Origin of the sequence: Vogesella indigofera, assembly GCF_028548395.1 — a bacterium.
Classification (GTDB): domain Bacteria; phylum Pseudomonadota; class Gammaproteobacteria; order Burkholderiales; family Chromobacteriaceae; genus Vogesella; species Vogesella indigofera_A.
Map to the genome: position 1 here is coordinate 34082 of NZ_JAQQLA010000007.1, position 25085 is coordinate 59166.

Consider the following 25085-nt stretch of genomic DNA (forward strand, 5'->3'; position numbering starts at 1 on the left):
GAAGCGGGACAAGCCGAGCCGCCGTCCGGCGGCAAGCGGCCGGGGCGCAACCGCGACAACGGCCACGCCGCGTTGGGCGCCTCCGGTTGCAGGTGGCCGGCGAGCGCAGCCGACCATGACCACCGCCCTCACCACGCCTGCCGCACACCACGGCAACGCCGTGGGCCAGCCTGCTCGCCGGCGCAGGACATCCCAATTCGCGATACAGCGGCTATAAAGCACTACAGGGTGCGGCGTCGATGCACCCGAAACCAATACGGAGGCAGAGACCATGGGTGACAAGATCAATGAACTGGTTGCCAGCTGGTGTAGCGGCACCGCCAGTGCCTATAGCTGCGACCTGCGCAGCTCCTCGGTACGCAATGTGTCCGGCCCGGTGCCGGCAGCGCTGGTGCGCGAGCTGGAAGCGCTGGCCCACCTGCGACAGCGCGATCCGGCGTGCATGGTCGGCGATCTGCTCGCCGCCGCCATCAGCGACGCCATCTCCGCACTGCCGGACACGGTGCGCGCCCAACTGAAGGAAGACCGCATCGCCACCGCCCGTGCCGAAGCGGAAGAACAGCGCGAAGTGCTGAGCTGGCACGTGGGCGGCACCTAGCCGCTAGCGGTCGCCGGCAGCCTGCCGGTGAGCACTTGGCCGCACAGACACCGCCGTCGGCTAAATTTGCCACCGGCAGCAGCGTTTGCCGCTGGCGCCAAGGCACGCCGGACACGGACCAACATTCGCTGCAGCGTCACGCACCGCCCGGCAGCGGGAGACCGCGGCCGGCAAGCCGCGACGGTTGCGGCCAACGTTGGCCGCAAATAAAGCCGTGGCGGTGGCGACACCGCGCACGGCTGTTGCTGCCCCGGCGCGCCGCAGGGGCTGCCGCGTCAGGCGGTTTTGGCTTCGTCCAGCCCCAGCTTTTCCTTCATCTGCTGCCGCATCATGAATTTCTGGATCTTGCCGGTGATGGTCATCGGGAAGGCGTCGACGAACTCTATGTAGCGCGGGATCTTGTAGTGCGCGATCTGGCCGTCGCAGAAGGCGCGGATCTCTGCCGCGGTGCAGCTTTCGCCGTCACGCAGCCGTATCCACGCGCACAGCTCCTCGCCGTACTTGGCGTCCGGCACACCGACCACCTGCACGTCCTGCACCTTGGGATGGCGGTACAGGAATTCTTCGATCTCGCGCGGGTAGATGTTCTCGCCGCCGCGGATCACCATGTCCTTCACTCGGCCGACGATATTGCAGTAGCCGTCGGCGTCCAGCACCGCCAGGTCGCCGGTGTGCATCCAGCCGGCGGGGTCGATCGCTTCGCGGGTTTTCTCCTCGTCGCCCCAGTAGCCGAGCATCACCGAGTAGCCGCGGGTCAGCAGCTCGCCGGTTTCGCCGCGCGGCACGATGCGACCCTCGACGTCGACGATCTTGACCTCGACATGCGGGTGGATGCGGCCCACGGTGGCCACCTTTTTCGCCACCGGGGTGTCGGTCGCGCTCTGGAAACTGACCGGGCTGGTCTCGGTCATACCATAAGCAATGGTCACCTCGGCCATGTGCATCTGCGCCACCACCCGCTCCATCACCGAGATCGGGCACGGGCTGCCGGCCATGATGCCGGTGCGCAGCGCGGACAGGTCGAACTCGGCGAAGCGCGGGTGATCCAGCACCGCGATGAACATGGTCGGCACGCCGTGCAGCGCGGTGCATTTTTCTTCCGCCACCGTCTGCAGCACCGCCAGCGGCTCGAACGCTTCCGCCGGGAACACCATCGCCGCGCCGTGGGTGAGGCAGGCCAGCACCCCCAGCACCATACCGAAGCAGTGGTACAGCGGCACCGGAATGCACAAGCGGTCGTGCTCGGTCAGCCGCATCGCCTCTCCGACGAAAAAGCCGTTATTGAGAATGTTGTGGTGGGTGAGCGTGGCACCTTTCGGGCTGCCGGTGGTGCCGGAGGTAAATTGAATGTTGATGGCGTCGTCGAACTGCAGCGTGGCGCCGACTGCGGCCAACGTGGCGCGCTCTGCCGCCGTCGGCTCGGCCAGCAGGGCCGGGAAGTTGAGCATCCCCGCCGTCGCCTCTTCGCCGAGGCGGATCACCCAGCGCAGCGCCGGCAGCTTCGCCGCCTGCAGTTCGCCCGGTTGGCTTACGGCCAGCTCCGGCGCCAGGTCGGCAACCATCGCCAGGTAGTCGCTGCTCTTGAAGCTCGGCGCCAGCACCAGCGCGCGGCAATCGACCTTGTTCAGCGCGTACTCCAGTTCGCTGCGGCGGTAGGCCGGGTTGATGTTGACCAGCACCAGCCCGGCCTTGGCGGTGGCGAACTGCATCAGCAGCCACTCGCTGTTGTTCTGCGACCAGATGCCGATACGCTCGCCAGTCTGCAGCCCCAGCCGGCGCAGGCCGCAGGCGAGGCGCTCGACCTGCTCCTGCAGCTCGGCGTAGCGCCAGCGTATGCCCTGGTGGCGCACGATCAGTGCGTCGCGCTCGGCAAAACGACGGCAGGCGTCGTCAAAAAACTGGCCGATGGTCTGGCCGATCAGCGGCTTGTCACCGGTGCCGTGCACATAACTGGGTAGAGCGGACATCGACGTCATGGTGTGTTCTCCGTTGCATTGTGCTGTTATCGCTTTGCCACTAACTTACTATTACGTTAACGTAATCTCAAGCCTTGTCGCGGCAAGGCCGGCAAAAAACGCTACAATCGCGCCAGACCAACAGGAACCATTCATGAGCGAAGAACGCCTTTTCACCATTTCCGACCTGGCACGGGATTTCGACATCACCCTGCGCACCATCCGCTTCTACGAGGAACAGGGCCTGATCGAACCGCAGCGCGAAGGCCGTCAGCGCCTGTTCACCCACCGCGACCGCGCGCGGCTGAAGCTGATCCTGCGCGGCAAGCGCATCGGTCTCGCACTGTCGGAAATCCGCGAGATCCTCGACCTGTACGAGCTGGCACGCGACGAGGCCAGCCAGTCGCTGAAGCTGCTGCAACTGCTGTCCGAGCGCAAGAAGCAGCTGGAAGAACAGCGCAACGACATCGACGCGGTGCTGTCCGAGATCGTGGTACTGGAAGGCCACTGCCGCCAGGTGATCGACACCATGACCGGCAAGGACGCCACAGCCTGAGGCTTTACCGCCATCCTGACGGATGGTTTCGTCATTTTGTATTGACGTTAACGTAAGCGTAATTCAAGATTAAGTCATGCCACAGTGCAGATGGCGCAATCGCCGCCATCCGCTACAACACAGAGATAGCCGCCACGAGATGCCAACGGCACCGGGCAGTTCGCACAAAGGAGAGAGACATGTACAGCAGCTTGCGCTTTGCCCACGGTGACACCTACGACATGCTGCGCGAAACGGTGCGCGACTTCGCCCAGAGCGAGATCGCGCCGCGCGCCGCCGACATCGACCGCGACAACCTGTTCCCGGCCGACCTGTGGCAGAAGTTCGGCGACCTGGGCCTGCTCGGCATCACCGTCAGCGAAGAGTACGGCGGCGCCAATATGGGCTACCTCGCGCACATGATCGCGATGGAGGAAATCTCCCGCGCCAGCGCCTCGGTCGCACTCTCCTACGGCGCGCACTCCAATCTGTGCGTGAACCAGATCTACAAGAATGGCAACGAAGAACAGAAACGCAAGTATCTGCCCAAGCTGATTTCCGGCGAACACGTCGGCGCACTGGCGATGTCGGAGCCGAACGCCGGCTCCGACGTGGTGAGCATGAAGCTGCGCGCCGACAAGGTCGACGGCGGCTACAAGCTCAATGGCAGCAAGATGTGGATCACCAACGGTGGCGATGCCGACACCCTGGTGGTGTACGCCAAGACCGACGTGAGCGCCGGCGCCAAGGGCATCACCGCCTTCATCGTGGAAAAAGGCTTTGCCGGCTTCAGCCACGGCAGCAAGCTGGACAAGCTGGGCATGCGCGGCTCCAACACCTACCCGATCTTCTTCGACGACTGCTTCGTGCCGGAAGAGAGCGTACTGGGCGGCGAAGGCAATGGCGTCAAGGTGCTGATGAGCGGCCTCGACTTCGAGCGCGCGGTACTGTCCGCCGGTCCGCTGGGCATCATGCAGGCGTGCATGGACGTGGTGGTGCCGTACCTGAACGATCGCAAGCAGTTCGGCCAGGCCATCGGCGACTTCCAGCTGATGCAGGGCAAGCTGGCCGACATGTACGTGAAGCTGTCCGCCAGCCGCGCCTACGTCTACGCCGTCGGCCAGGCGCTGGACCGCGGTGAATCCGGCCGCCAGACCCGCAAGGACGCCGCCGGCGCCATCCTGTACGCCGCCGAAGCGGCGACGCAGATGGCACTGGACGCCATCCAGTGTCTGGGCGGCAACGGCTACATCAACGAATACCCGACCGGCCGCCTGCTGCGCGACGCCAAGCTGTACGAGATCGGCGCCGGCACCAGCGAAATCCGCCGCTGGCTGATCGGCCGCGAACTGATGGCCGAGACCCGCTAAGCCCGGCCCGCCAGCAACCAGTGGTGCGGCCAACCTTGCCGCACCTTGTTCCGTACCGATAGAGGCGCAACCATGCCCATCATCGAATCCAAGCTCTCCCCCCGCGCCGCCGACTTCCAGGCCAATGCCGACAAGATGCGCGCGCTGGTGGCCGACCTGAAAGAAAAAGTCGCCAAGGCCGCGCTGGGCGGCGGCGACAAGGCGCGCGAGAAACACGTCGCCCGCGGCAAGCTGTTGCCGCGCGAGCGCATCAACCTGCTGCTCGACCCCGGCTCGCCGTTCCTGGAGCTGTCGCAGCTGGCCGCCTACGGCATGTATGGCGACGACGCCCCCGGCGCCAGCGTCATCACCGGGGTTGGCCGCATTTCCGGCATCGAGTGCCTGGTCATCGCCAACGACGCCACCGTCAAGGGCGGCACCTACTACCCGATGACGGTGAAGAAACACCTGCGCGCGCAGGAAATCGCCCGCGAAAACCGCCTGCCCTGCGTCTATCTGGTCGATTCCGGCGGCGCCTTCCTGCCGCTGCAGGACGAGGTATTCCCCGACCGAGACCACTTCGGCCGCATCTTCTACAACCAGGCCAAGCTGTCCGCCGACGGCATCCCGCAGATCGCGGTGGTGATGGGCAGCTGCACCGCCGGCGGCGCCTACGTGCCGGCGATGAGCGACGAGACGGTGATCGTCAAGGATCAGGGCACCATCTTCCTCGGCGGCCCGCCGCTGGTGAAGGCGGCGACCGGCGAGGTGGTGACCGCGGAAGAGCTGGGCGGTGGCGACGTGCATACCCGCATCAGTGGCGTTGCCGACCACCTGGCCCAGAACGACGCCCACGCGCTGGCTATCGCCCGCCGCATCGTGTCCGACCTCAACTGGCAGAAGCAGGGCACGCTCGACCGCATCGACCCGCGCCCGCCGCGCTACGGCGCAGAGGAAATCTACGGCGTGATCCCGGCCGACGCGAAAAAGCCGTTCGACGTGCGCGAGATCATCGCGCGCCTGGTCGACAACTCCGATTTCGACGAATTCAAGCAGAACTACGGGACGACTTTAGTAACGGGCTTTGCCCGTCTTAACGGTTACCGCGTCGGCATCATCGCCAACAACGGCATCCTGTTCTCCGAATCCGCGCTCAAGGGCGCGCACTTCGTCGAGCTGTGCTGCCAGCGCGGCATTCCGCTGATCTTCCTGCAGAACATCACCGGCTTCATGGTCGGCAAGAAGTACGAGAACGGCGGCATCGCCAAGGACGGCGCCAAGCTGGTGACCGCCGTGGCCTGCGCCAGCGTGCCCAAGTTCACGGTACTGATCGGCGGCAGCTTCGGCGCCGGCAACTACGGCATGTGCGGCCGCGCCTACTCGCCGCGCTTCCTGTGGATGTGGCCGAACAGCCGCATCTCGGTAATGGGGGGCGAACAGGCCGCCGGCGTGCTGGCGCAGGTGAAGAAGGAACAGCTGGGCGACGCCTTCACGCCAGAGCAGGAAGAAGCGCTGAAGGCGCCGGTGCGCGAGCAGTACGAGCAGCAGGGTCATCCCTACTACGCCAGCGCGCGGCTGTGGGACGATGGCGTGATCGACCCGGCGCAGACGCGCGAGGTGCTGAGCCTGGCGCTGGAAGCGACCCTGTCGGCGCCGGTGGAGAAGACACGCTTCGGCGTGTTCCGCATGTAATTTTCTTTAGCCACGGAATCCACAGAAAACACGGACAACGGCGTCCGCATTGATGGCCGCCACAGCGTAGAAACAGCCAGGCTGGCGTGACTTCGGTGTTCTTCCGTGGCTTCTGTGGCAAATAAAAAGAAAGGGTTTTCCAATGACTTACAGCACCTTGGAAATCGAACGCGCCGGCCAGGTCGCCACCGTGTGGATGAACCGCCCGGAGCTGCACAATGCGATGAACGAGCACCTGATCGCCGATCTCACCGCCGCCTTCCGCATCCTGAACGAGGAGGCCGGCGTGCGCGTGATCGTGCTGGCCGGCCGCGGCAAGAGCTTCTCCGCCGGCGCCGATCTGGACTGGATGCGCCGCGCCGCCGGTTACGGCGAGGCACAGAACCTCGACGACGCGCGCAAGCTGGCGGCGATGCTGAAAGGCATCTACCGCAGCAAGAAGCCGGTGATCGCACGCATCCACGGCGCGGCGATGGCCGGCGGTACCGGCCTGACTGCAGTGTGCGACATCGCCATCGCCACCGACGCCGCCAAATTCGCGCTGACCGAGGTGCGCCTCGGCCTGATCCCGGCCACCATCGGCCCCTATGTCGCCGATGCCATCGGCCCGCGCCAGGCGCGACGCTACTTCCTGAGCGCCGAACGCATCGACGCCGCCACCGCCGAGCGCATCGGCCTGGTACACGAGGTGGTGCCGGCCGAGGCGCTGGATACGCGCATCGCCGAGCTGGCTTCCGAGCTGGCCCGTGGCGGCCCGCACGCGCTGAGCGCCGCCAAGGAACTGCTGGCCGACCTGCGCCAGGGCTCGCCGCTGGACGACACGCTGCTGGACGACACCGCGCACACCATCGCCGCCACCCGCGTCACCGACGAGGCGCGCGAAGGCCTGGCCGCCTTCTTCGACAAGCGTCCCCCACAGTGGGTCAATAACTGAGCCACCCGCTCTTGCGGCCAACCCTTGACGTTGCCCGCAAGAGCCCAAGGTAAAGCACCAGTCAACCCGAACTGGCGGACTCCACCGGATGGTCCTCCCGTCAAGCGAACAGACAAGAAAAGGGAAAGCTCCCATATGTTCACCAAGATCCTGATTGCCAACCGCGGAGAGATCGCCTGCCGCGTGATCAAGACCGCCCGCTCCATGGGCATCCGCACCGTGGCGGTGTATTCCGACGCCGACGCCAGCGCCCGCTTCGTGAAGCTGGCGGACGAGGCCTACCGGCTGGGGCCGGCGCCGGCCGCCGAGTCCTACCTCAAGGCCGATCTGATCCTCGACATCGCCAGGCAAAGCGGCGCACAGGCAGTGCATCCGGGCTACGGTTTCCTGTCGGAGAACGAAGACTTCGCCGCTGCCTGCGAGGCCGCCGGCATCGCCTTCATCGGCCCACCGGCTTCCGCCATCGCCGCCATGGGCAGCAAGTCCGCCGCCAAGGCGCTGATGGAAAAAGCCAACGTGCCGCTGGTGCCGGGCTATCACGGCGACAATCAGGATGAACTGTTCCTGAAGGCCGAAGCCGACAACATGGGCTACCCGGTGCTGATCAAGGCCAGCGCCGGCGGTGGCGGCAAGGGCATGCGCATCGTGGAGCGCAGTGACGACTTCATCGCCGCGTTGGCCAGCTGCCAGCGCGAGGCGCGCGCCAGCTTCGGCGACGACAAGGTGCTGGTCGAGAAATACCTGACCCGCCCGCGCCACGTGGAAATCCAGGTGTTCGCCGACAGCCTGGGCGGCTGCGTCTACCTGTTCGAGCGCGACTGCTCGGTGCAGCGCCGCCATCAGAAAGTGCTGGAAGAAGCGCCGGCGCCGCACCTGCCGGCAGCAACCCGCCAGGCAATGGGCGAAGCGGCGGTGGCTGCCGCCCGCGCCGTCGGCTATGTCGGCGCCGGCACCGTGGAATTCATCATGGACGTGGAGTCGGGGCAGTTCTACTTCATGGAAATGAATACCCGCCTGCAGGTGGAGCATCCGGTTACCGAGATGATCACCGGCCAGGACCTGGTGGCGTGGCAGCTGAAAGTGGCCTGCGGCCAAGCTTTGCCGCTACAACAGCAGCAGCTGGCGATCCACGGCCACAGCATCGAGGCGCGTATCTACGCCGAGGACCCGGACAAGGGCTTCCTGCCGGCCACCGGCACGCTGGTGCACCTGCAACCGCCGGTGGAGAACGCCCATGTGCGCGTCGATACCGGCGTGCTGCAGGGCGATACCATTTCGCCGTTCTACGACCCGATGATCGCCAAGCTGATCGTGTGGGGCGAAACGCGCGAAGCGGCGCTGCAGCAGCTGGACGCCGCGCTGGCCGCCTACCAGGTGGTGGGCGTCACCACCAATATCCGCTTCCTGCGCCGCATTGCCGCCAACCCGGCATTTGCCAGCGGCGACGTGGACACCGGCCTGATCGCCCGTTACCACGACAGCCTGCTGCCCGCCCCCGCCGCACCGTCCAGCGAGCAGCTGGCGCTGCTGGCGGTGGGCGAAACGTTGGCCGCAGCCAGTAACGACAGCCACGCCTTCGGCGCGCTGCAGGGCTGGCGCCTGAACGGCACGCTGGAGCGCCGCCTCGGCTTTGCCCACGGCGACAGCCGCATCGAGGTGCTGCTGCGCCAGCAACAGGAGCAGCAGCTGGTCAGCGTCAACGGCAGCGACATCCCGCTGCGCGCCACGCTGCAGGGCAAGCAGCTGGTGGCCAATCTGGGCGGCAAGCAGATCAGCGCCACGCTGGTACGCCACGGTGCGCAGCGCGTGCTGTTTGCCGACGGCGAACGCGTGGCGGTCGACTACCTCGATCCTTACGCCTATGAAGAAGCAGGCGTGCACGGCGAAACCCACATGAAGGCGCCGATGCCGGGCCGCGTGGTGGCACTGCTGGCCGAAGCCGGCGCCCGCGTGGTCAAGGGCGAACCGCTGCTGATCCTGGAAGCGATGAAGATGGAACACACCATTACCGCGCCGGCCGACGGCAAGGTGCTGGCGTTCTGCTTTGCCGCCGGCGAGCAGGTGAGCGACGGCGACGAGCTGGTGGATTTCGAGGCGGACTGATGCAGTTTTGGCCACCGCAAGCCACGGCACAGCCGGGGGCGCACTGTCACCCGGCAGCCGGCTCCCGGTGCGATGCCGTTCCGTGACGGCGGCGGCAAACAGGAAATGACCATGACACACGTAAAAATCGTCGAAGTCGGCCCGCGCGACGGGCTGCAGAATGAAAAGCACACGGTCGCGCTGGCCACCAAGCTGGAGCTGATTGAAAGGTTGGCCGCAGCTGGCTTGCGCACCATTGAGGCCGGCGCCTTCGTGTCGCCCAAGTGGGTGCCGCAGATGGCCGACAGCCTGCAGGTGCTGCAGGCGCTGGACATGAACAGCCACATCGACTACCCGGTGCTGGTGCCCAACGACAAGGGGCTGGATGCGGCGCTGGAAGCCGGCGTGCGCGAGATCGCGGTGTTCGGTGCCGCCAGCGAGGCGTTCAGCCACAAGAATATCAACGCCAGCATCGCCGAGAGCCTGCTGCGCTTCGAATCGGTGATGAAGCGGGCGCAGGCGGCAAACATCAAGGTGCGCGGCTATGTGTCCTGCGTGCTGGGCTGCCCGTACGAAGGCGACATCGCCCCGTACAAGGTGGCCGAGGTGGCGCGGGCGCTATACAACATGGGCTGCTACGAAATCTCGCTGGGTGACACCATCGGCGTGGGCACCCCCAACAAGGTGACCGCAATGCTGGACGCGGTGACCGAGGTGGTGCCGGTAGCCAGGCTGGCCGGCCATTTCCACGACACCTACGGCATGGCCATCGCCAATATCCACACCGCGCTGCAGGCCGGCGTGCGCACCTTTGACAGCTCGGTGGCCGGGCTGGGCGGCTGCCCGTATGCCAAAGGCGCCTCCGGCAATGTGGCCACCGAAGACGTGGTCTATCTGCTACACGGGCTGGGTTATCACACCGGGGTGGATCTGGACAAACTGGCCGATACCGCCTGGTTCATTGCCGAGGCACTGGTGCGCGAACCGGGCTCCAAGTATGCCAAGGCCCGCGGCCTGCGCAGCTGAGTCCTTGTCGTTCATGCGGCCAGCCGGCGGCCAACGGTCGCCGGCTGGCCGTTGTGCGTTGCCGCTGCCGGCGTGATGCCGGCGGCTCGTGTTACGCCGCCAAGACCAGTACAATCCCGCAGCAAGCAGTGCCGTGGCCGTGCGCCGCCGCACTGCGATCCTCCCGATCGACCTCCGCAAGCAAAGAGCAACATGACCATACTGGTAACCGGTGGTGCCGGCTTCATCGGCGGCAATTTCGTGCTGGACTGGCTGGCCGGCAACGACGAGCCGGTCGTCAACCTGGACAAACTGAGCTACGCCGGTAACCTGCAGACGCTGGCCGGCCTGCAAGGCGATACGCGGCACCGCTTCGTGCACGGCGACATCGGCGACCACGCACTGCTGGGCCGCCTGCTGGCCGAACACCAGCCGCGCGCGGTGATCCACTTTGCCGCCGAAAGCCACGTCGACCGCTCGCTGCACGGCCCCGGCGACTTCATCGACACCAATATCGTCGGCACCTTCAGCCTGCTGGAAACGGTGCGTGCCTACTGGAGCGAACTGCCCGCCGCCGACAAGGCCGCCTTCCGCTTGCTGCACGTGTCCACCGACGAGGTCTATGGAACGTTGGCCGCAGACGACGCCCCGTTTACCGAAGAGCACCGCTACCAGCCGAACAGCCCCTACTCCGCCAGCAAGGCCGCTGCCGACCACCTGGTGCGTGCCTGGCACCACAGCTACGGCCTGCCGGTGCTGACTACCCATTGCAGCAACAACTACGGCCCCTACCACTTCCCGGAGAAGCTGATCCCGCTGGTCATCCTCAACGCGCTGGCCGGCAAGCCGCTGCCGGTTTACGGCGACGGCCAGCAGATCCGCGACTGGCTGTACGTGACGGACCACTGCGCCGCTATCCGCCGCGTGCTGGACGCCGGCACGCCGGGCGAGACCTACAACGTCGGCGGCTGGAACGAGAAGACCAACCTCGACGTGGTGCGCACCATCTGCCGCCTGCTGGACGAATTGCGCCCGCGCGCCGACGGCAAGGGCTACGCCGAACAGATCACCTTTGTTACCGACCGCCCCGGCCACGACCGCCGCTACGCCATCGACGCGCGCAAGCTGGAACGCGAGCTCGGCTGGAAACCGGCCGAAACCTTCGACTCCGGCATCCGCAAGACCGTGCAGTGGTATCTGGACAACCCGGACTGGGTCGCGGGCGTCAGCAGCGGCCGTTACCGCGACTGGCTGGACCGACAATACGGTAAGCAGCCATGAGCCGGCCGGCCACCATCCTCCTCACCGGCGGCAGCGGCCAGGTCGGTTTCGAGCTTAGGCGCGCGCTGGCGCTGCACGGGGTGCTGAGCTGCCCCGGCCGCCGGCAATTCGATCTGGCGGCACCGCACACCCTAACCGCGACGCTGGACGCCTTGCAGCCAGACATCATTGTCAATGCCGCGGCCTATACCGCGGTCGATCAGGCCGAGGATGAAATCGCGCTGGCCCATGCCGTCAACGCCACCGCACCGGCGCTGCTGGCGCAGTGGGCCGCGGCCAACAACGCGCTACTGGTGCACTACTCCAGCGACTACGTTTTTGACGGCAGCAAGTTCGGCGCCTGGCTGGAAGACGACACCCCCAATCCGCAATCGGTGTACGGCCGCAGCAAATGGCTGGGCGAACAGGCGATCCGCGACAGCGGCTGCCACCACTACATCCTGCGCAGCTCGTGGGTGGCCGGTGTCTACGGCCAGAACTTCCTGAAAACCATGCTCAGGTTGGCCGCAACCCGCGACCGCCTGGACGTGGTCGACGACCAGTTTGGCGCGCCGACCCCGGCCAGCCTGCTGGCGGACGTGTGCGCGCTGTTGCTGCCGCACTACGCCAACTACCCTGACAGCACCAGCTACGGCACCTACCACCTTGCCGCCAGCGGCCGTACCAGCTGGCACGACTACGCCGCCCACGTCATCGCGCTGGCCCGCGACGCCGGCTGGGCGCTGATGCTGCCGCCGGATGGCCTGCACCCGGTCAGCAGCGACGAGTACCCGCAACGGGCCACGCGGCCGGCCAATTCCGTGCTCGACTGCAGCAAGCTGCGCCTGACCTTCGGCCTGCAGCTGCCGTCGTGGCAGGAAGGCGTGGCCCAGTTGTTCCAGACCCTCGATAACGCAAGAAAACCATGAACCGCAAAGGCATCATCCTCGCCGGTGGCGCCAATAGCCGCCTGTATCCGGCCACCCTGGCGGTCAGCAAGCAGTTACTGCCGGTCTACGACAAGCCGCTGATCTACTATCCGCTGACCACGCTGTTGCTGGCCGGCATCCGCGACATCCTGATCATCTCCACGCCGCAGGACACGCCGCGCTTCCAGCAGTTGCTGGGCGACGGCAGCCAGTGGGGCATCCGGCTGCAGTACACGGTACAACCCAGCCCGGACGGCCTGGCGCAGGCCTTCATTCTCGGCGAATCGTTCCTCGCCGGTGCGCCGTCGGCACTGGTGCTGGGCGACAATATTTTCTACGGCGCCGAGCTGGCCAGCCAACTGCAGCGCACCGCGGCGCAAGCACAGGGCGCCACCGTGTTCGCCTATCGCGTCAACGATCCGGAGCGCTACGGCGTGGTCGAGTTTGATGGCGCCGGCCAGGCCATCAGCATCGAAGAGAAACCGGCGCGGCCCAAGTCCCATTACGCCGTCACCGGCCTGTACTTCTACGACGCGCAAGTGGTCGACATCGCCAAGTCGATCAAGCCGTCGCGACGCGGCGAGCTGGAGATCACCGACGTCAATGCCGCCTACCTCGCACGCGGCACGCTCACGGTCGAGACCATGGGCCGCGGCTACGCCTGGCTGGATACTGGCACCCACGACTCGCTGCTGGAGGCCAGCCAATTCATCGCCACCCTCGAAAAACGCCAGGGCCTGAAGGTGGCCTGTCCGGAAGAAGTGGCGTGGCGCATGGGCTATATCGACGACAGCCAGCTGCAAAGCTTGGCCGCACCGCTGGCCAAGACCGGCTACGGCCGCTACCTGCTGCAATTACTGCAAGAAGGGCGCTGAATGAGCCTGTTCCGCGAAACCAACCTGCCCGGCCTATGGCTGATCGAACCCCGCATCCACGGCGACGAGCGTGGTTTTTTCTACGAGAGTTTCCACCAGCAGCAGTTCGATGCCGCCATCGGCCGCCATGTCACCTTCGTGCAGGACAACCACTCCCGCTCCAGCCGCGGCGTGCTGCGCGGCCTGCACTACCAGCTACCGCCACAGGCGCAGGGCAAGCTGGTGCGCTGCGTGGCCGGCGAAGTGTTCGATGTCGCCGTCGACCTGCGTCGCGGCTCTGCCACCTTCGGCCGGCATTTCGGCACCCTGCTATCGGCTGCCAACCATCGCCAGCTGTGGATACCGGAAGGCTACGCCCACGGCTTTGTCACGCTGAGCGAACACGCCGAATTCCTGTACAAAACCACCGCCTACTGGAGCCAGCAGCACGAGCGTGCGCTGCGCTGGGACGACCCGCAACTGGCGATAGCGTGGCCGCTGCACGACCAGCTGCAGTTGTCGGCCAAGGATCTCGCCGCGCCCTTACTGGCGGACGCCGAATACTGAACGCCAAATACTGCCCCCTGGCGCCAGCGCGCCGGCGCTTATCTTGCCTCAAGGAAAGCGGTGCGGCGGGTGCGTAAGCTGGGCACTGTTACAGACAGGAGTCCATCCATGCACACCCACACCTCTGATTTGTCGGTTTTCCCTTTTGATGCGCGCGGCGTGGCCAAGCGTTTCCGTCATGCCGCCATTTTTGGCGCGCTGGAATCGCTGAACCATGGCGAGCGCATGCGCTTCGTCAACGACCACGACCCGCTGCCGCTGCTCGGCCAGATCGAGCAGCGCTATGGTGGTCAGGTGCTGATCAACTACGTGGAGCGCTCGCCGCAACAGGTTGTCATCGACTTCACCATCCATGTCGCCGACAGCGAGCCGGCACCGGCCCAGGCGCCGGCAGCCCAGCAAGGCGGTTGTGGCGGCGGCGGCGGTTGCGGCTGCTCCGGCGGCTAAGCAAGACGGCAACGGGCTGGCATCTGCCAGCCCGTTTTGCTTTTTGTGAGCTACGCCCCCGCGGTACCGGCCTCGCTACGGCAGCAAATACGGCCGGGCATCCCGCTCCCCCGCGACTCAGCCGCGGTAACCGATCTGCGCGGAGATGTCGGCCGCCGTGCTGCGCAGCCGCTGCGCGATCGTCCCGTTCCAGTCTGAGGAAAACGTCGCCGCCGGCCCCAGCGTGGTCATCACCAGCGCCAGCTGGCCGGCGTGATCGAACACCGGCACGCTGAAGGCGTTGATGCCGGGCAAGGGATAGCCCACCGCCCGCGCCATGCCCCGCTCGCGCACCCGCTGCAGCGCCGACTGGAACGCGGCCTGCTCCTCGATGCCGGCCTGCCGCGCCGCCATCTCGCTGGCGATCATCTCCTCGGTCAGCCTCGGCGGCAGATAGGCGGCAAACACCTTGCCGGTGGCCGAATCCAGCAGCGACATCACCGTGCCGGTACGCATATTGATGTGCACCACCCGATTGCACTCCTGGATCCGCACCACGGTCGGCCCGTGGTTGCCCCACACCGCCAGCGCCACGTTCTGCTGGATATCCAGTGACAGCGCCGCCGCCCGCTCGGTGGCGATCTTGACCGCGTCCAGCTCGTGCAGCGCCACCAGCCCCATCTGCAGCGCGAACGGCCCCAGCTTGTACAGGCCGCTGCCCGCGTCCTGCTCGATCAGCCCCAGCTTGCCGAAACTCACCAGATAGGGGTGCGCCTTCGCCGCCGGCATGCCGGCCTCGCCGGCCAGGTCCTTCAGCATCATCGGCGCCCCGTGGCGCACCAGCGTCTGCAGCAGGCTGCCGCCCACCTCGATTGATTGGATTCCGCGCCGGTCTTTTTCCATCGTTACCCCGTCTTGCCCGCTGGCATGGTCAGTGTTGTCGAAACGGCGGCAATTCTAGCATTTTCGCCACGCCGGTCACCGCGATAATATTTGTTATTATCGAACAAATTGACCAATAACGAATTAATGGTTAACTTGCCAGCATCGCCACTGGCCGCCACCGCGATCAGTGCCAGACTGAAATCAGCGCCGCACCCCGGCCACCGTTCACGGAGAGAACCATCATGCTGATCAAGAAAATCCACCACGTCGCCTATCGCTGCAAGGACGCCAAGGAAACGGTGGAGTGGTACGTGAAACACCTCGACATGAAGTTCGTGCTGGCGATCGCCGAGAACGAAGTGCCGTCCACCAAGGCGCCGGATCCGTACATGCACGTGTTCCTCGACGCCGGCCAGGGCAACATCCTCGCCTTCTTCGAGCTGCCGACACGGCCGCCGATGGACCGCGACCAGAACACGCCCAACTGGGTGCAGCATCTGGCGATGGAAGTGGACTCGCTGGACACCCTGCTCGCCACCAAGGCACGGCTGCAGGCCGCCGGCATCGACGTGATCGGCCCCACCGATCACACCATCTTCAAGTCGATCTACTTCTTCGACCCCAACGGCCACCGCCTGGAGCTGGCCTGCAATACCGGCACGCCGAAGATGATGCAGATGCTGGACGAGGTGAAGTGGGACATGCTCAACGAATGGGCGGAAACGCGGAAGGCGCCGCAGCACGCGCGCTGGATGCACGACGGCAGTTATTCGGAAGACTGAGCCGCCACGCTTGCGGCCAACCCGGCACAAGGTTGGCCGCAACACGCCGCCAGCTGGCCACACGCGGCACCGATCGCGCGGCCGGCGACCTATACCGCAGGCATGGCTGTGCAGTAAACTGGCCGGCAAACAGCTTTCATAATAAAGAATGACACCCTTGAGCGACCCCACACGCTTCCTGAGGAGAGACTTGATATGCACGCAGCAGACCATCCGATCTGGCAGCCGTCGCCGGCCCGCCTGAGCGCGACCCACCTGACCGCCTTTACCCGGCTGGCGGAAACGCTGGACAACCAGCGCTATCCCGACTACTCCAGCCTGTGGCACGCCAGCATCGCGCGCCCGGAGCGCTTCTGGAGCCAGCTGTGGGATTACGCCGGGGTGATCGGTGACAAGGGCAGCGTGGCGCTGGAAGACAAGGACGGCATGCGCGCCGCGCGCTTCTTCCCGCAGGCCGCGCTGAACTACGCGGAAAACCTGTTGCGCCGCCGCGATGACACGCTGGCGATGGTGTTCTGGGGCGAGGACAAGGTCAAACGCGAGCTGACCTGGTGGGAGTTGTCCGATCTGGTGTCGCGCCTGCAGCAGGCGATGCTGGCGCACGGCATTGCCGAAGGCGACCGTGTCGCCGGCTACATGCCCAACATGCCGGAAACGGTGGCCGCGATGCTGGCCGCCAGCAGCATCGGCGCGGTGTGGACCAGCTGCTCGCCGGACTTCGGCACCGACGGCGCGCTGGATCGCTTCGGCCAGACCGCGCCGCGCCTGCTGTTCTGCCCGGATGGCTACTGGTACAACGGCAAGCAGGTCGACATCAGCGAGAAGATGCAGATCATCGCCAGCGGCCTGCCGTCGGTGGAAAAAGTGATCGTGGTGCCCTACCTGGAGCGCGCCGACGCCTTCGCGGAAACAGTGCCCAAGGCCGTCACCCTGGAGCGCTTCGTCGACAGCTTTGTCGCCAGCGAGCTGCTGTTCCGCCGCGTCGGCTTCAACCACCCGCTGTTCATCCTCTATTCCAGCGGCACCACCGGCAAGCCGAAATGCATCGTGCACGGCCACGGCGGCACCCTGCTGCAGCACCTGAAGGAGCACCAGCTGCACGCCGACGTGCACGCCGGCGACCGCCTGTTCTACTTCACCACCTGCGGCTGGATGATGTGGAACTGGCTGGTGTCCGGCCTCGCCAGCGGCGCCACGCTGATGCTGTTCGACGGCTCGCCATTCGCCAAGGGCGGCCACATCCTGTGGCAATACGCCGAGGCCTATCGCTGCGCGCAGTTCGGCACCTCGGCCAAGTACATCGACGGTCTGCGCAAGATCGACCTGCAGCCCAAGCGTGACTACGACCTCAGCTGCCTGCGCGCGGTGTTCTCCACCGGCTCGCCGCTGGTGGCGGAAAGCTTCGACTGGGTGTACGACGCGATCAAGGACGACATCAACCTCGCCTCCATCTCCGGCGGCACCGACATCGTGTCCTGCTTCGCGCTGGGCTGCGCCAGCCTGCCGGTCTACCGCGGCGAGCTGCAGTGCCGTGGCCTGGGCATGGCGGTGGAGATCTGGAACGATGCCGGCCAGCCGGTGGTCGGCGAAAAGGGCGAGCTGGTGTGCACCAAACCGTTCCCGTCGATGCCGGTCGGCTTCTGGGGCGACGCTGATGGCGAGAAGTACCGCAAGGCCTACTTCGAGCGTTTCGACAACGTGTGGTGCCACGGTGACTACGCCGAGCTGACCGAGCACGACGGCATGATCATCTACGGCCGCTCCGACGCGGTGCTGAATCCCGGTGGCGTGCGCATCGGCACCGCCGAGATCTACCGCCAAGTGGAAACCTTCGACGCGGTGCTGGACAGCATCGTCGTCGGCCAGCGCTGGCAGGACGACGAGCGCGTGGTGCTGTTCGTCAAGCTGCGTGACGGCTGCGAGCTGGACAAGACGCTGCAGGCTGCCATCCGCGACAAGATCAAGAACGGCGCCAGCCCGCGCCACGTGCCGGCCAAGATCATCGCCGTCGCCGACATCCCGAAGACCATCAGCGGCAAGATCGTCGAACTGGCGGTGAAGAACGTGATCCACGGCCTGCCGGTGACCAACCTCACCGCGCTGGCCAACCCGGAGGCGCTGCAACTGTTTGTCGATCTGCCCGAGCTGCAGAGCTAGCGCCTGCGGCCAACGTTGGCCACAAACGTCAAACGCCAGCCTACCGGCTGGCGTTTGTCATTGTGGCGCGCACGTCAGGCAAACCTCAGGACGGGCCGGTCCGGCTCACTCCATGCAGACTGCGTGCACCACCGAACGCAGCCACTTGTGTGCAGGGTCGGCATCGAGCCTGGGGTGCCAGAGCATGGAGAGCGTGATCTCCGCCACGGCAAGCGGCAGGGGAAAGGTGGCCATGCCGGTGCGCAAATAGCGGGTATGCCGCTCCGGTACGGTGGCCACCAGGTCGGTATTGCGCGCCAGCGCCAGCGACGTGGCAAAGCCGGCCACCGAGGTCACGATGCGGCGGGGTGTGCCCAGCGCCTCCAGCGCCACATCGACCGGATCATGACCGGGACCGTGCCGCGAATCGGCGACGTGGCCGCAAGCGGCGTAGCGCGGCAGCGAGATGTCGCCCGTCAGCAGCGGGTGCCCCTCGCGCACCGCGCCCACGAAATGATCGCGAAACAGCGCACGGGCGTGCAGCGCCTGTGCCGTGCCCTTGCCGATCACGCCGGTCTCCAGATCGGCCGTGCCATCCCGCAGATAGCTGCTGTCGCGCCGGACTTTGGGCAGGAAGCTCAGGTGCAGGCCGGGCGCCTCGCTGCCGACCCGCTGCAACAGCCGCGGCCCGAAGTTTTCGACAAAGCCGTCGCTGCACAGCAGGGTAAAGCGACGGTTCACCTTGCCAAGGTCCAGCGTCGCGGCGGGGCTCAAGGCCTGCAGCGCCTGCTGCACCAGCCCGCTCACCTGTTCGCGCAATACCACCGCCCGCGGGGTCAGCACCAGGCCGCGGCCCGAGCGCACCAGCAGCGGATCGCCGGTGCTGTCGCGCAGCCGCTGCAGGGCACGGCTCATCGCCGACGGACTCAGGCCGAGACGCCGCGCCGCACCGGCGACACTGCCCTCGCTGAGCAGCGCATCCAGCGTAATCAGAAGATTCAAATCCGGTGTTCCCATGCTGCCCTCCTGCCACCTGCCGTGATGATTGCGTTTCATGCATGTATCAGGTGCAAACCATGCGTCTTCCGCCATGTTATACCCGGACCTAAGCTACTAGAAACCCACTTCAGGAGCCAATGACATGACAACCCGACACGACAATGCACTGCCGCACGAGCCGCAGGCCGCCAGCATTCCCGGTGAACCCTGGCTCATGCAGGTAGACGACTGGAACCGGCGCTACGCCAACGATGACTTCATCTGGAGCGTGAATCCCAACCGCTCCCTGGAACAGCATGTGCGGCCACTACCCGCGGGGCGGGCACTGGATTTGGCGGCCGGCGAGTGCCGCAACGCGGTGTGGCTGGCCAGCCAGGGCTGGTCGGTGGAGGCCGTCGATTTTGCCCGGCTGGCGCTGGAGAAGGGCCAGCGTCTGGCGCAATCGCGCCAGGTGGCGGAGCGCATTCGCCTGGTGGCGGCGGATCTCAATGACTACACCCCCGCCGAGCGGGCTTTCGACCTCGTCACCCTGGTTTACCTGCAGCTGCCATGGCAGGAACTGGCGCCCATCCTCTTGCGCGCGGCACGAGCCGTGGCACCGGGCGGCACCCTGCTGCTGATTGCCCACCACACGCACAACCTGATGCACGGCCATGGCGGACCACGGCACGCCGAGGTGCTCTACACCGCGGAACAGGTCGCCACGCTGCTGGCCCCCGAGTTACGGATCGAGCGCGCCGAACGGCTGCGGCGCCCGGTGCACACCGCTGACGGCACCCTCTACGCCATCGACTGCCTGGTGCGTGCCACACGCGGCTGAGGCAACCCACGGCCGGCTTGCGGCCAACGTTGGCCGCAAGCCACGGCAACCCGAACAAAAGGAATCATCATGAACCGCGATAAACAATCCATGCCAGCAGCTACCGCCGGCGAGCGTCACGCCCTGCTGAGCCTGTCCCTGGCCATGCTGCTGTCGGCGCTGGGCACCAGCATCGCCAATGTGGCGCTCCCCACCCTGAGCGAGGTGTTCTCGGCCTCGTTCCAGCAGGTACAGTGGGTCGTGCTGTCCTACCTGCTGGCCATCACCACGCTGATCGTCAGCGCCGGGCGGCTGGGAGACCTGTTCGGCCGCCGGCCGCTGCTGCTGTTCGGGGTCGGGCTGTTCAGCGCGGCCTCGCTGCTGAGCACCTACCCGTCACTGCCGGTGCTAATCGCCGCCCGGGCCGTGCAGGGTCTGGGAGCGGCGCTGATGATGGCCTTAAGCATGGCCTACGTCGCCGATCTCGTGCCAGGGGAAAGAACCGGCAGCGCGATGGGCCTGCTGGGAACCGCCTCGGCCATCGGTACCGCAATGGGGCCGTCGCTGGGGGGCTTGCTGATCGGCACTCTTGGCTGGCAGTCGGTCTTTGCGGCCAACGTTCCGCTCGGCATCGTCACTTTCTTCCTGCTGCAACGCCATCTGCCGGCCACCCCACCACGCCAGACGGCACGCAGCCGCTTTGACTATACCGGCACCGTGCTGCTGAGCCTCGCCCTGGCCGCGTATGCGCTGGCCATGACGGTTGGCCGCGGCGACTGGGGGCTGCGCAATAACGCCCTGCTGGGACTGACGCTGCTGGCGGCCACACTGTTCGTCGTCAGCCAGCAGCGGGCCAGCGCGCCCCTGGTCAAGCTGTCGCTGCTGGGCAGGCCGCTGCTGGTGGCCGGCATGGCGATGAGCACGCTGGTGACGGCAGTGGTGATGGCCACCCTGGTGGTCGGCCCGTTCTATCTGACGCAGGCGCTGGGACTGTCCACCACCCGGCTGGGGCTGGTGATGTCGGTCGGGCCGCTGGTGGCCGCCGTCAGCGGCGTGCCGGCCGGCCAGCTGGTCGACCATTACGGCGCACACCCGATGACACTGCTGGGTCTGCTGCTGATGCTGACCGGCAGCTGCGCCCTGGCACTGCTGCCCGTCGCCGCTGGTATCACGGGCTACGTGGCGGCCCTCAGCGCCACCACCGCAGGCTATGCCTTGTTCCAGGCCGCCAACAATACGCAGGTAATGGCCGGTGTGACTGCCGAGATGCGCGGTCTCGTGTCCGGCCTGCTCAACCTGTCACGCAATCTGGGCTTGATTACGGGCACTGCCGCCATGGGCGCGGTGTTCGCCATGGCCAGCAAGAGCGCCGCCTTGCCGGCAGGCAGCCCGCAGGCCGCCAGTAGCGGCCTGCACGCTACCTTTGCCGTGGCAGCGGCGCTGATCGTGCTGGCCCTGTTGCTGGGGCTGCGCAGCCGGGTTTCGCAGATGCAAACCGCGTAGCAGCCCGCCAAGCTGACGCGCGTTCACCTCGGACCAGTGCGCCTGCGCTCCCGCAACTCAACGGCTACGCCGACCACATCATCCGGATTGCGGCGGCCAACCACCGACCACACACCTCTCGCAACAAGCCTGATCGCGCCTTGCCGTAGAACAGCACCGGGAAAAATCCGCAGAAAAAATGCCGCTCACTGGCCAAGTGAGCGGCATTGCGGCAGCGGTAGCCTTGCTGCGACTCGTCAGTCCTGTCGCTGCCACAGCACGAACTGCTCGCGCTTGTCGCGGGCGCGGTTGCCGCGCCAGCGCTCCTGCCAGCCCGGCAGCGGCGCGTCAGCATGGCGGTCGCGCACCATCAGCAACAGCTTGCAGGCCGGTGCGGCACCGTCGGCCACCGGCTGCAGGCGCAGGCCGGCGTAATAGCCCCAGCTGATGCGCGCCAGCTGCTGGCTGGCCGATACCGACACGCAGTACTCACCGGCCGGCATCGCCCGCATCATGCTCTGCACCACCGGCTGGTAACTCTTGGCGGCATCGAGGAACGGCAGCCACAGCGTCATCAGCAACCCCCACAGTAGCGCCAGTCCGGCGGCCCAGTTGGTCACCGCCTGGCGGCCGCGCAGATGGCGCCGCGTCACCGCCCAACCCCACAGCGCGGTGGCGACCAGTGCCAGCAGCAGCGCCAGCCACGATACCTGTGGCTCATAGTAGGGGCTGAAATAGCTGGCGCGCTGCGCCAGCTTGGCCGGCCAGCCGAAGTTCATCGCCGCCCAGCCCAGCCACACCAGCAGCGAGAACAGGCCGAACGCCATCAGGCCGAACCAGTTGAGGAAGGCAGCTGCGCCACGGCGCAGGCTATCCAGCTCCACCGCCGCCAGCACCGCCAGCGGCAGCAGCAGCGGCATCGCGTCCTCGGTATGGCTGCGATTGGAGAAGGTCAGTAGCAGCAGGATCACCGCGAAGAACAGCAGCGGCAACTGCAACAATGGCAACTCGTAGCGGCGGTTCTTCCACAGCGTCCATGCCGCCAGCGGCCACGCCGGCCAGGCGTACCACAGCACCAGTTTCGGGTAGTAGCCGAACTCGTGGAACAGGCCGAGACCGCCGAAGCCGTCCAGCGGCCCCAGCGCGTGGAACTGCCACCAGGCGTGGAATACCGCCGGCGCGCCGCGATACAGCGCCAGCGGCCACAGCGCCGCCAGCGGCAAGGCAAACAGCAGCGCCATCAGCAGCGTGATGGCGTAGCCCTTGTTGCGCCAGCTGACGAAGGCCGGCAGCATCAGCGCCACGCTCCACACCAGCAGCACCGGCAACAGGCTGGTGGACAGAAACAGCACCACCGTCGCCGCGCCGAGGATGGCGCCGGCCAGCGCCGGCGCCCGCCGTGTCAGCGCCAGCGCGTACAGCGCCGCGGCAAAACCGGCAAAGCCGGCCACTACCGGATTCATCTCGTGGCCGGTGACGATCAGGCCCAGGCAGCCGATCAGGATCAGCACCACGCTGCGGCCATGACGGCGCCCGATCAGCTCGCGGCCGACGCCGCCGGCAAAGGCGAGGCCGATCGCCATGAACAGCGGCGTCGCCAGCCGCGCCGCATCATGCAGCGGCAGCAGCCACGGCGACAGCAGCCGCGCGAACAGCGTCGCCACCCAGTAATACAGCGGCGCACTGTCGAGATACGCCTGGCCGTCGATCGCCGGCAGCCACCACGGGCCGCCGGCCAGCATGTGCTGCACCACGGCGGTGACGTAGGGTTCGTCAGGCTTCCACGGCGTGTGCCCCACAATGCCCGGCCACAGCCAGACAAAGGTCAGCAACAACAAGAGCCACGGTTTTTCGGTGGCGGCAGGCAGGCGGGACTGGGAGGAGTCGCTATAGGTCAGCATGGGACAGCCGTACTCGGACAATGGGCTTCAGGATAAACCGGAACAACAAAAAAGGCAGCCGTGGCTGCCTTTTTCCGGACTGCTGCAAGCGGATTAGCGCTTGAAGAAGCTGCCGAACTTCTGGTTGAAGCGGTCAACACGGCCAGCGGTGTCAACGATCTTCTGTTTGCCAGTGTAGAACGGGTGGCATTCGGAGCACACTTCGATGTGGAAGGCGTCTTTGGCCATGGTGGACTTGGTGGCAAAGGTGTTGCCGCAAGAGCAAGTCACGTTAACTTCTTTGTAGTTCGGCTGGATGTCAGCTTGCATGTTCGGTTTCCTTTTCAATCGGGCGCAGGGGTTTTGCCTGCGCTTCATCTAAAACGCAGCATTATCCGCACTTGACAATGGTTTGGCAAGCAAAAGCTGGCCAGCGGCCAGCCCTGCCCGCCCGCGCTCAGGCACGGCGCCAGGTGGTGGTGCCGGCGCTGTCTTCCAGCACGATGCCGGCCGCGGTCAGCTGGTCGCGGATGCGGTCGGACTCGGCCCAGTTCTTGGCGGCGCGTGCATCCTTGCGCGCCTGGATCAGCGACTCGATCTGCGCCGCCGACAGGCCATCGCCGGCCTCGCCCTGCAGGAAGGCTTCCGGGTCACGCTGCAACAGGCCCAGCACACCGGCCAGGTCCTTCAGCAGCCGCGCCAGCTGCACGTCGCGGCTCTTATTGACTTCGCCGGCCAGCTCGAACAGCACGGAAATCGCCTCGGAGGTACCGAAGTCGTCGTCCATCGCCGCCTTGAAACGCGCCGCGTAGGCATTGCTCCAGTCGATACCGCTGGAGGCCGGCAGTTCCAGCCCGCGCAGCGCGGTGTAGAGCCGGGTCAGGCCCTGCTTGGCGTCGTTGAGGATGCCATCGGTAAAGTTGACCGGGCTGCGGTAGTGGCTGCGCACGATGAAGAAGCGGATCACTTCGCCGTCGAAATGGCCGAGCACGTCGCGGATGGTGAAGAAGTTGCCCAGACTCTTGGACATCTTTTCGCCGTCGACGTTGATGAAGCCGTTGTGCATCCAGTAGTTCACGTACTGCTGGCCGTGCGCGCCTTCGCTCTGCGCGATTTCGTTCTCGTGGTGCGGGAACTGCAGGTCCTCGCCGCCGCCGTGGATGTCGAAATGCTCGCCCAGGTGATGGCAGCTCATCGCCGAGCACTCGATATGCCAGCCCGGACGGCCGGCACCCCACGGGCTCGGCCACTGCGGCTCGCCCGGCTTGGCGGCTTTCCACAGCACGAAGTCGTGCGCGTCGCGCTTGTTGGGATCGACCTCGACGCGCTCGCCGGCGCGCAGATTGTCCAGCGTCTTGCCGGACAGCTTGCCGTAGCCGTCGAACTCGCGCACCGCGTAGTAGACGTCGCCGTTGGCTGCAGGGTAGGCCTTGCCGCGGCTGATCAGCTTGCTGATGATGCCCTGCATGCCGTCGATGTGCTGGGTGGCGCGCGGCTCGAAGGTTGGCCGCAACAGGCCCAGCGCCCCGGTGTCGGCGTGCATGTCGGCGATCGTTTCTTCCACCAGCGCTTCGGCGCTGATGCCGCGCTCGGCGGCGCGCTTGATGATCTTGTCGTCGATGTCGGTGATGTTGCGCACATAGGTGACGTCATAGCCGGAGGCGGCAAACCAGCGGTAGATCACGTCAAACGCGGTCAGCATGCGCGCGTGGCCGATGTGACACAGGTCGTAGACAGTCATGCCACACACATACATCTTTACCTTGCCGGGTTCGATCGGGTTGAATGCTTCTTTCTGGCGGGTCAGTGTGTTGTAAAGATTAAGCATGACTGGATGAGCCTGTGCAGTTGGTTATTGGTGAACCGCTATTGTAGCAAAGCTGTCAATCCCCCCGCAGCGGAGTTTGCCGCTGCCCCGCCCGCGCAAAAAACGCTA

General features: G+C 66.0%; 23 protein-coding genes. 16 read left to right on the top strand and 7 right to left on the bottom strand.

The features are described from left to right. Window positions 1-271 precede the first annotated feature (271 nt). Window positions 272-598 (top strand): hypothetical protein, encoded by a 327-nt coding sequence (locus PQU89_RS12305; protein WP_272766105.1) that lies wholly within the window; start codon window positions 272-274, stop codon window positions 596-598. Between the two features lie 275 nt (window positions 599-873). Here the strand turns inward: PQU89_RS12305 and PQU89_RS12310 are convergent, their stop codons facing one another. Next, entirely contained in the window at window positions 874-2574 is a 1701-nt protein-coding gene (locus tag PQU89_RS12310; protein ID WP_272766106.1) for an AMP-binding protein, read from the bottom strand. Between the two features lie 133 nt (window positions 2575-2707). Here PQU89_RS12310 and PQU89_RS12315 point away from each other — a divergent pair, with 133 nt between their 5' ends. The 11 genes from PQU89_RS12315 (at window position 2708) to PQU89_RS12365 (ending at window position 14207) form a co-directional block, all read left to right on the top strand. After that, on the top strand, window positions 2708-3109 hold the full coding sequence (locus PQU89_RS12315; RefSeq protein ID WP_047967030.1) for a MerR family transcriptional regulator: 402 nt from the start codon (window positions 2708-2710) through the stop codon (window positions 3107-3109). Between the two features lie 179 nt (window positions 3110-3288). Further along, a complete protein-coding gene (locus PQU89_RS12320) occupies window positions 3289-4458 on the top strand; it encodes an isovaleryl-CoA dehydrogenase (protein WP_272766107.1) in 1170 nt (389 codons plus the stop codon). A 72-nt stretch (window positions 4459-4530) separates the two neighbouring features. Then, window positions 4531-6129, top strand: coding sequence for a carboxyl transferase domain-containing protein (locus tag PQU89_RS12325; RefSeq protein ID WP_272758373.1), 1599 nt, complete (start codon window positions 4531-4533; stop codon window positions 6127-6129). Between the two features lie 142 nt (window positions 6130-6271). After that, entirely contained in the window at window positions 6272-7063 is a 792-nt protein-coding gene (locus PQU89_RS12330; protein ID WP_272758372.1) for an enoyl-CoA hydratase/isomerase family protein, read from the top strand. A gap of 135 nt (window positions 7064-7198) precedes the next feature. Beyond that, complete coding sequence (locus tag PQU89_RS12335; RefSeq protein ID WP_272766108.1) at window positions 7199-9166, top strand: acetyl-CoA carboxylase biotin carboxylase subunit; 1968 nt, start codon at window positions 7199-7201, stop codon at window positions 9164-9166. 111 nt (window positions 9167-9277) lie between these two features. After that, window positions 9278-10171, top strand: a complete 894-nt coding sequence (locus PQU89_RS12340) for a hydroxymethylglutaryl-CoA lyase (RefSeq protein WP_272766109.1) — start codon at window positions 9278-9280, stop codon at window positions 10169-10171. 192 nt (window positions 10172-10363) lie between these two features. Next, window positions 10364-11431: a dTDP-glucose 4,6-dehydratase gene (gene rfbB / locus PQU89_RS12345; RefSeq protein ID WP_272766110.1), complete on the top strand. Its 1068-nt coding sequence runs from the start codon at window positions 10364-10366 to the stop codon at window positions 11429-11431. Beyond that, a complete protein-coding gene (gene rfbD, locus PQU89_RS12350; protein ID WP_272766111.1) occupies window positions 11428-12339 on the top strand; it encodes a dTDP-4-dehydrorhamnose reductase in 912 nt (303 codons plus the stop codon). The genes rfbB and rfbD overlap by 4 nt, the downstream gene beginning before the upstream one ends. Next, window positions 12336-13214: a glucose-1-phosphate thymidylyltransferase RfbA gene (rfbA, locus tag PQU89_RS12355; RefSeq protein WP_272766112.1), complete on the top strand. Its 879-nt coding sequence runs from the start codon at window positions 12336-12338 to the stop codon at window positions 13212-13214. Before rfbD ends, rfbA begins: the two co-directional genes overlap by 4 nt. Beyond that, window positions 13215-13760 (top strand): dTDP-4-dehydrorhamnose 3,5-epimerase, encoded by a 546-nt coding sequence (gene rfbC / locus PQU89_RS12360; RefSeq protein ID WP_272766113.1) that lies wholly within the window; start codon window positions 13215-13217, stop codon window positions 13758-13760. Window positions 13761-13868: 108 nt separating this feature from the next. Next, window positions 13869-14207, top strand: a complete 339-nt coding sequence (locus tag PQU89_RS12365; RefSeq protein WP_047967039.1) for a DUF2249 domain-containing protein — start codon at window positions 13869-13871, stop codon at window positions 14205-14207. A 117-nt stretch (window positions 14208-14324) separates the two neighbouring features. Here PQU89_RS12365 and PQU89_RS12370 read toward each other — a convergent pair whose 3' ends face one another. Together PQU89_RS12370 and PQU89_RS12375 are read right to left on the bottom strand one after the other, a co-directional pair. Beyond that, the gene (locus PQU89_RS12370) at window positions 14325-15089 is read right to left on the bottom strand and encodes an IclR family transcriptional regulator (protein WP_189373891.1); all 765 of its coding nucleotides are present in this window, start codon (window positions 15087-15089) and stop codon (window positions 14325-14327) included. Window positions 15090-15091: 2 nt separating this feature from the next. Further along, on the bottom strand, window positions 15092-15334 hold the full coding sequence (locus tag PQU89_RS12375; protein WP_272766114.1) for a hypothetical protein: 243 nt from the start codon (window positions 15332-15334) through the stop codon (window positions 15092-15094). Between PQU89_RS12375 and PQU89_RS12380 the strand changes: the two genes are divergently transcribed. Beyond that, window positions 15314-15853: a VOC family protein gene (locus PQU89_RS12380; protein ID WP_120811800.1), complete on the top strand. Its 540-nt coding sequence runs from the start codon at window positions 15314-15316 to the stop codon at window positions 15851-15853. The two genes, PQU89_RS12375 and PQU89_RS12380, sit on opposite strands and share 21 nt — an antisense overlap. A 195-nt stretch (window positions 15854-16048) precedes the next feature. Continuing rightward, window positions 16049-18010, top strand: coding sequence for an acetoacetate--CoA ligase (locus PQU89_RS12385; RefSeq protein ID WP_272766115.1), 1962 nt, complete (start codon window positions 16049-16051; stop codon window positions 18008-18010). A gap of 105 nt (window positions 18011-18115) precedes the next feature. On the opposite strand, the gene PQU89_RS12390 is transcribed toward PQU89_RS12385, so the two are convergent. After that, window positions 18116-18991 carry a LysR family transcriptional regulator gene (locus PQU89_RS12390; protein WP_272766116.1) on the bottom strand — a complete coding sequence of 292 codons (876 nt, stop codon included), beginning with the start codon at window positions 18989-18991 and terminating at the stop codon, window positions 18116-18118. Window positions 18992-19130: 139 nt separating this feature from the next. Between PQU89_RS12390 and PQU89_RS12395 the strand changes: the two genes are divergently transcribed. Next, a complete protein-coding gene (locus PQU89_RS12395; RefSeq protein ID WP_272766117.1) occupies window positions 19131-19808 on the top strand; it encodes a class I SAM-dependent methyltransferase in 678 nt (225 codons plus the stop codon). Window positions 19809-19877: 69 nt separating this feature from the next. Continuing rightward, window positions 19878-21290, top strand: coding sequence for an MFS transporter (locus PQU89_RS12400; protein ID WP_272766118.1), 1413 nt, complete (start codon window positions 19878-19880; stop codon window positions 21288-21290). Window positions 21291-21526: 236 nt separating this feature from the next. Here PQU89_RS12400 and PQU89_RS12405 read toward each other — a convergent pair whose 3' ends face one another. The 3 genes from PQU89_RS12405 to cysS form a co-directional block, all read right to left on the bottom strand. Continuing rightward, the gene (locus tag PQU89_RS12405) at window positions 21527-23170 is read right to left on the bottom strand and encodes an ArnT family glycosyltransferase (RefSeq protein ID WP_272766119.1); all 1644 of its coding nucleotides are present in this window, start codon (window positions 23168-23170) and stop codon (window positions 21527-21529) included. 93 nt (window positions 23171-23263) lie between these two features. Further along, window positions 23264-23479, bottom strand: a complete 216-nt coding sequence (gene rpmE, locus PQU89_RS12410; protein WP_047967044.1) for a 50S ribosomal protein L31 — start codon at window positions 23477-23479, stop codon at window positions 23264-23266. 127 nt (window positions 23480-23606) lie between these two features. After that, a complete protein-coding gene (cysS, locus tag PQU89_RS12415) occupies window positions 23607-24977 on the bottom strand; it encodes a cysteine--tRNA ligase (protein WP_272766120.1) in 1371 nt (456 codons plus the stop codon). Window positions 24978-25085 lie beyond the last annotated feature (108 nt).

Bases quoted from the DNA above. Each gene is read 5' to 3' on its own strand.
- rfbC (WP_272766113.1), top strand. From the start codon at position 13,215: ATGAGCCTGTTCCGCGAAACCAACCTGCCCGGCCTATGGCTGATCGAA.
- PQU89_RS12370 (WP_189373891.1), bottom strand. From the start codon at position 15,089: ATGGAAAAAGACCGGCGCGGAATCCAATCAATCGAGGTGGGCGGCAGC.
- PQU89_RS12305 (WP_272766105.1), top strand. From the start codon at position 272: ATGGGTGACAAGATCAATGAACTGGTTGCCAGCTGGTGTAGCGGCACC.
- PQU89_RS12315 (WP_047967030.1), top strand. From the start codon at position 2,708: ATGAGCGAAGAACGCCTTTTCACCATTTCCGACCTGGCACGGGATTTC.
- rfbB (WP_272766110.1), top strand. From the start codon at position 10,364: ATGACCATACTGGTAACCGGTGGTGCCGGCTTCATCGGCGGCAATTTC.
- PQU89_RS12380 (WP_120811800.1), top strand. From the start codon at position 15,314: ATGCTGATCAAGAAAATCCACCACGTCGCCTATCGCTGCAAGGACGCC.
- PQU89_RS12365 (WP_047967039.1), top strand. From the start codon at position 13,869: ATGCACACCCACACCTCTGATTTGTCGGTTTTCCCTTTTGATGCGCGC.
- PQU89_RS12320 (WP_272766107.1), top strand. From the start codon at position 3,289: ATGTACAGCAGCTTGCGCTTTGCCCACGGTGACACCTACGACATGCTG.
- PQU89_RS12340 (WP_272766109.1), top strand. From the start codon at position 9,278: ATGACACACGTAAAAATCGTCGAAGTCGGCCCGCGCGACGGGCTGCAG.
- PQU89_RS12325 (WP_272758373.1), top strand. From the start codon at position 4,531: ATGCCCATCATCGAATCCAAGCTCTCCCCCCGCGCCGCCGACTTCCAG.
- rfbA (WP_272766112.1), top strand. From the start codon at position 12,336: ATGAACCGCAAAGGCATCATCCTCGCCGGTGGCGCCAATAGCCGCCTG.
- PQU89_RS12335 (WP_272766108.1), top strand. From the start codon at position 7,199: ATGTTCACCAAGATCCTGATTGCCAACCGCGGAGAGATCGCCTGCCGC.
- PQU89_RS12330 (WP_272758372.1), top strand. From the start codon at position 6,272: ATGACTTACAGCACCTTGGAAATCGAACGCGCCGGCCAGGTCGCCACC.
- rpmE (WP_047967044.1), bottom strand. From the start codon at position 23,479: ATGCAAGCTGACATCCAGCCGAACTACAAAGAAGTTAACGTGACTTGC.
- PQU89_RS12385 (WP_272766115.1), top strand. From the start codon at position 16,049: ATGCACGCAGCAGACCATCCGATCTGGCAGCCGTCGCCGGCCCGCCTG.
- cysS (WP_272766120.1), bottom strand. From the start codon at position 24,977: ATGCTTAATCTTTACAACACACTGACCCGCCAGAAAGAAGCATTCAAC.
- PQU89_RS12395 (WP_272766117.1), top strand. From the start codon at position 19,131: ATGACAACCCGACACGACAATGCACTGCCGCACGAGCCGCAGGCCGCC.
- PQU89_RS12310 (WP_272766106.1), bottom strand. From the start codon at position 2,574: ATGACGTCGATGTCCGCTCTACCCAGTTATGTGCACGGCACCGGTGAC.
- PQU89_RS12400 (WP_272766118.1), top strand. From the start codon at position 19,878: ATGAACCGCGATAAACAATCCATGCCAGCAGCTACCGCCGGCGAGCGT.
- PQU89_RS12405 (WP_272766119.1), bottom strand. From the start codon at position 23,170: ATGCTGACCTATAGCGACTCCTCCCAGTCCCGCCTGCCTGCCGCCACC.
- rfbD (WP_272766111.1), top strand. From the start codon at position 11,428: ATGAGCCGGCCGGCCACCATCCTCCTCACCGGCGGCAGCGGCCAGGTC.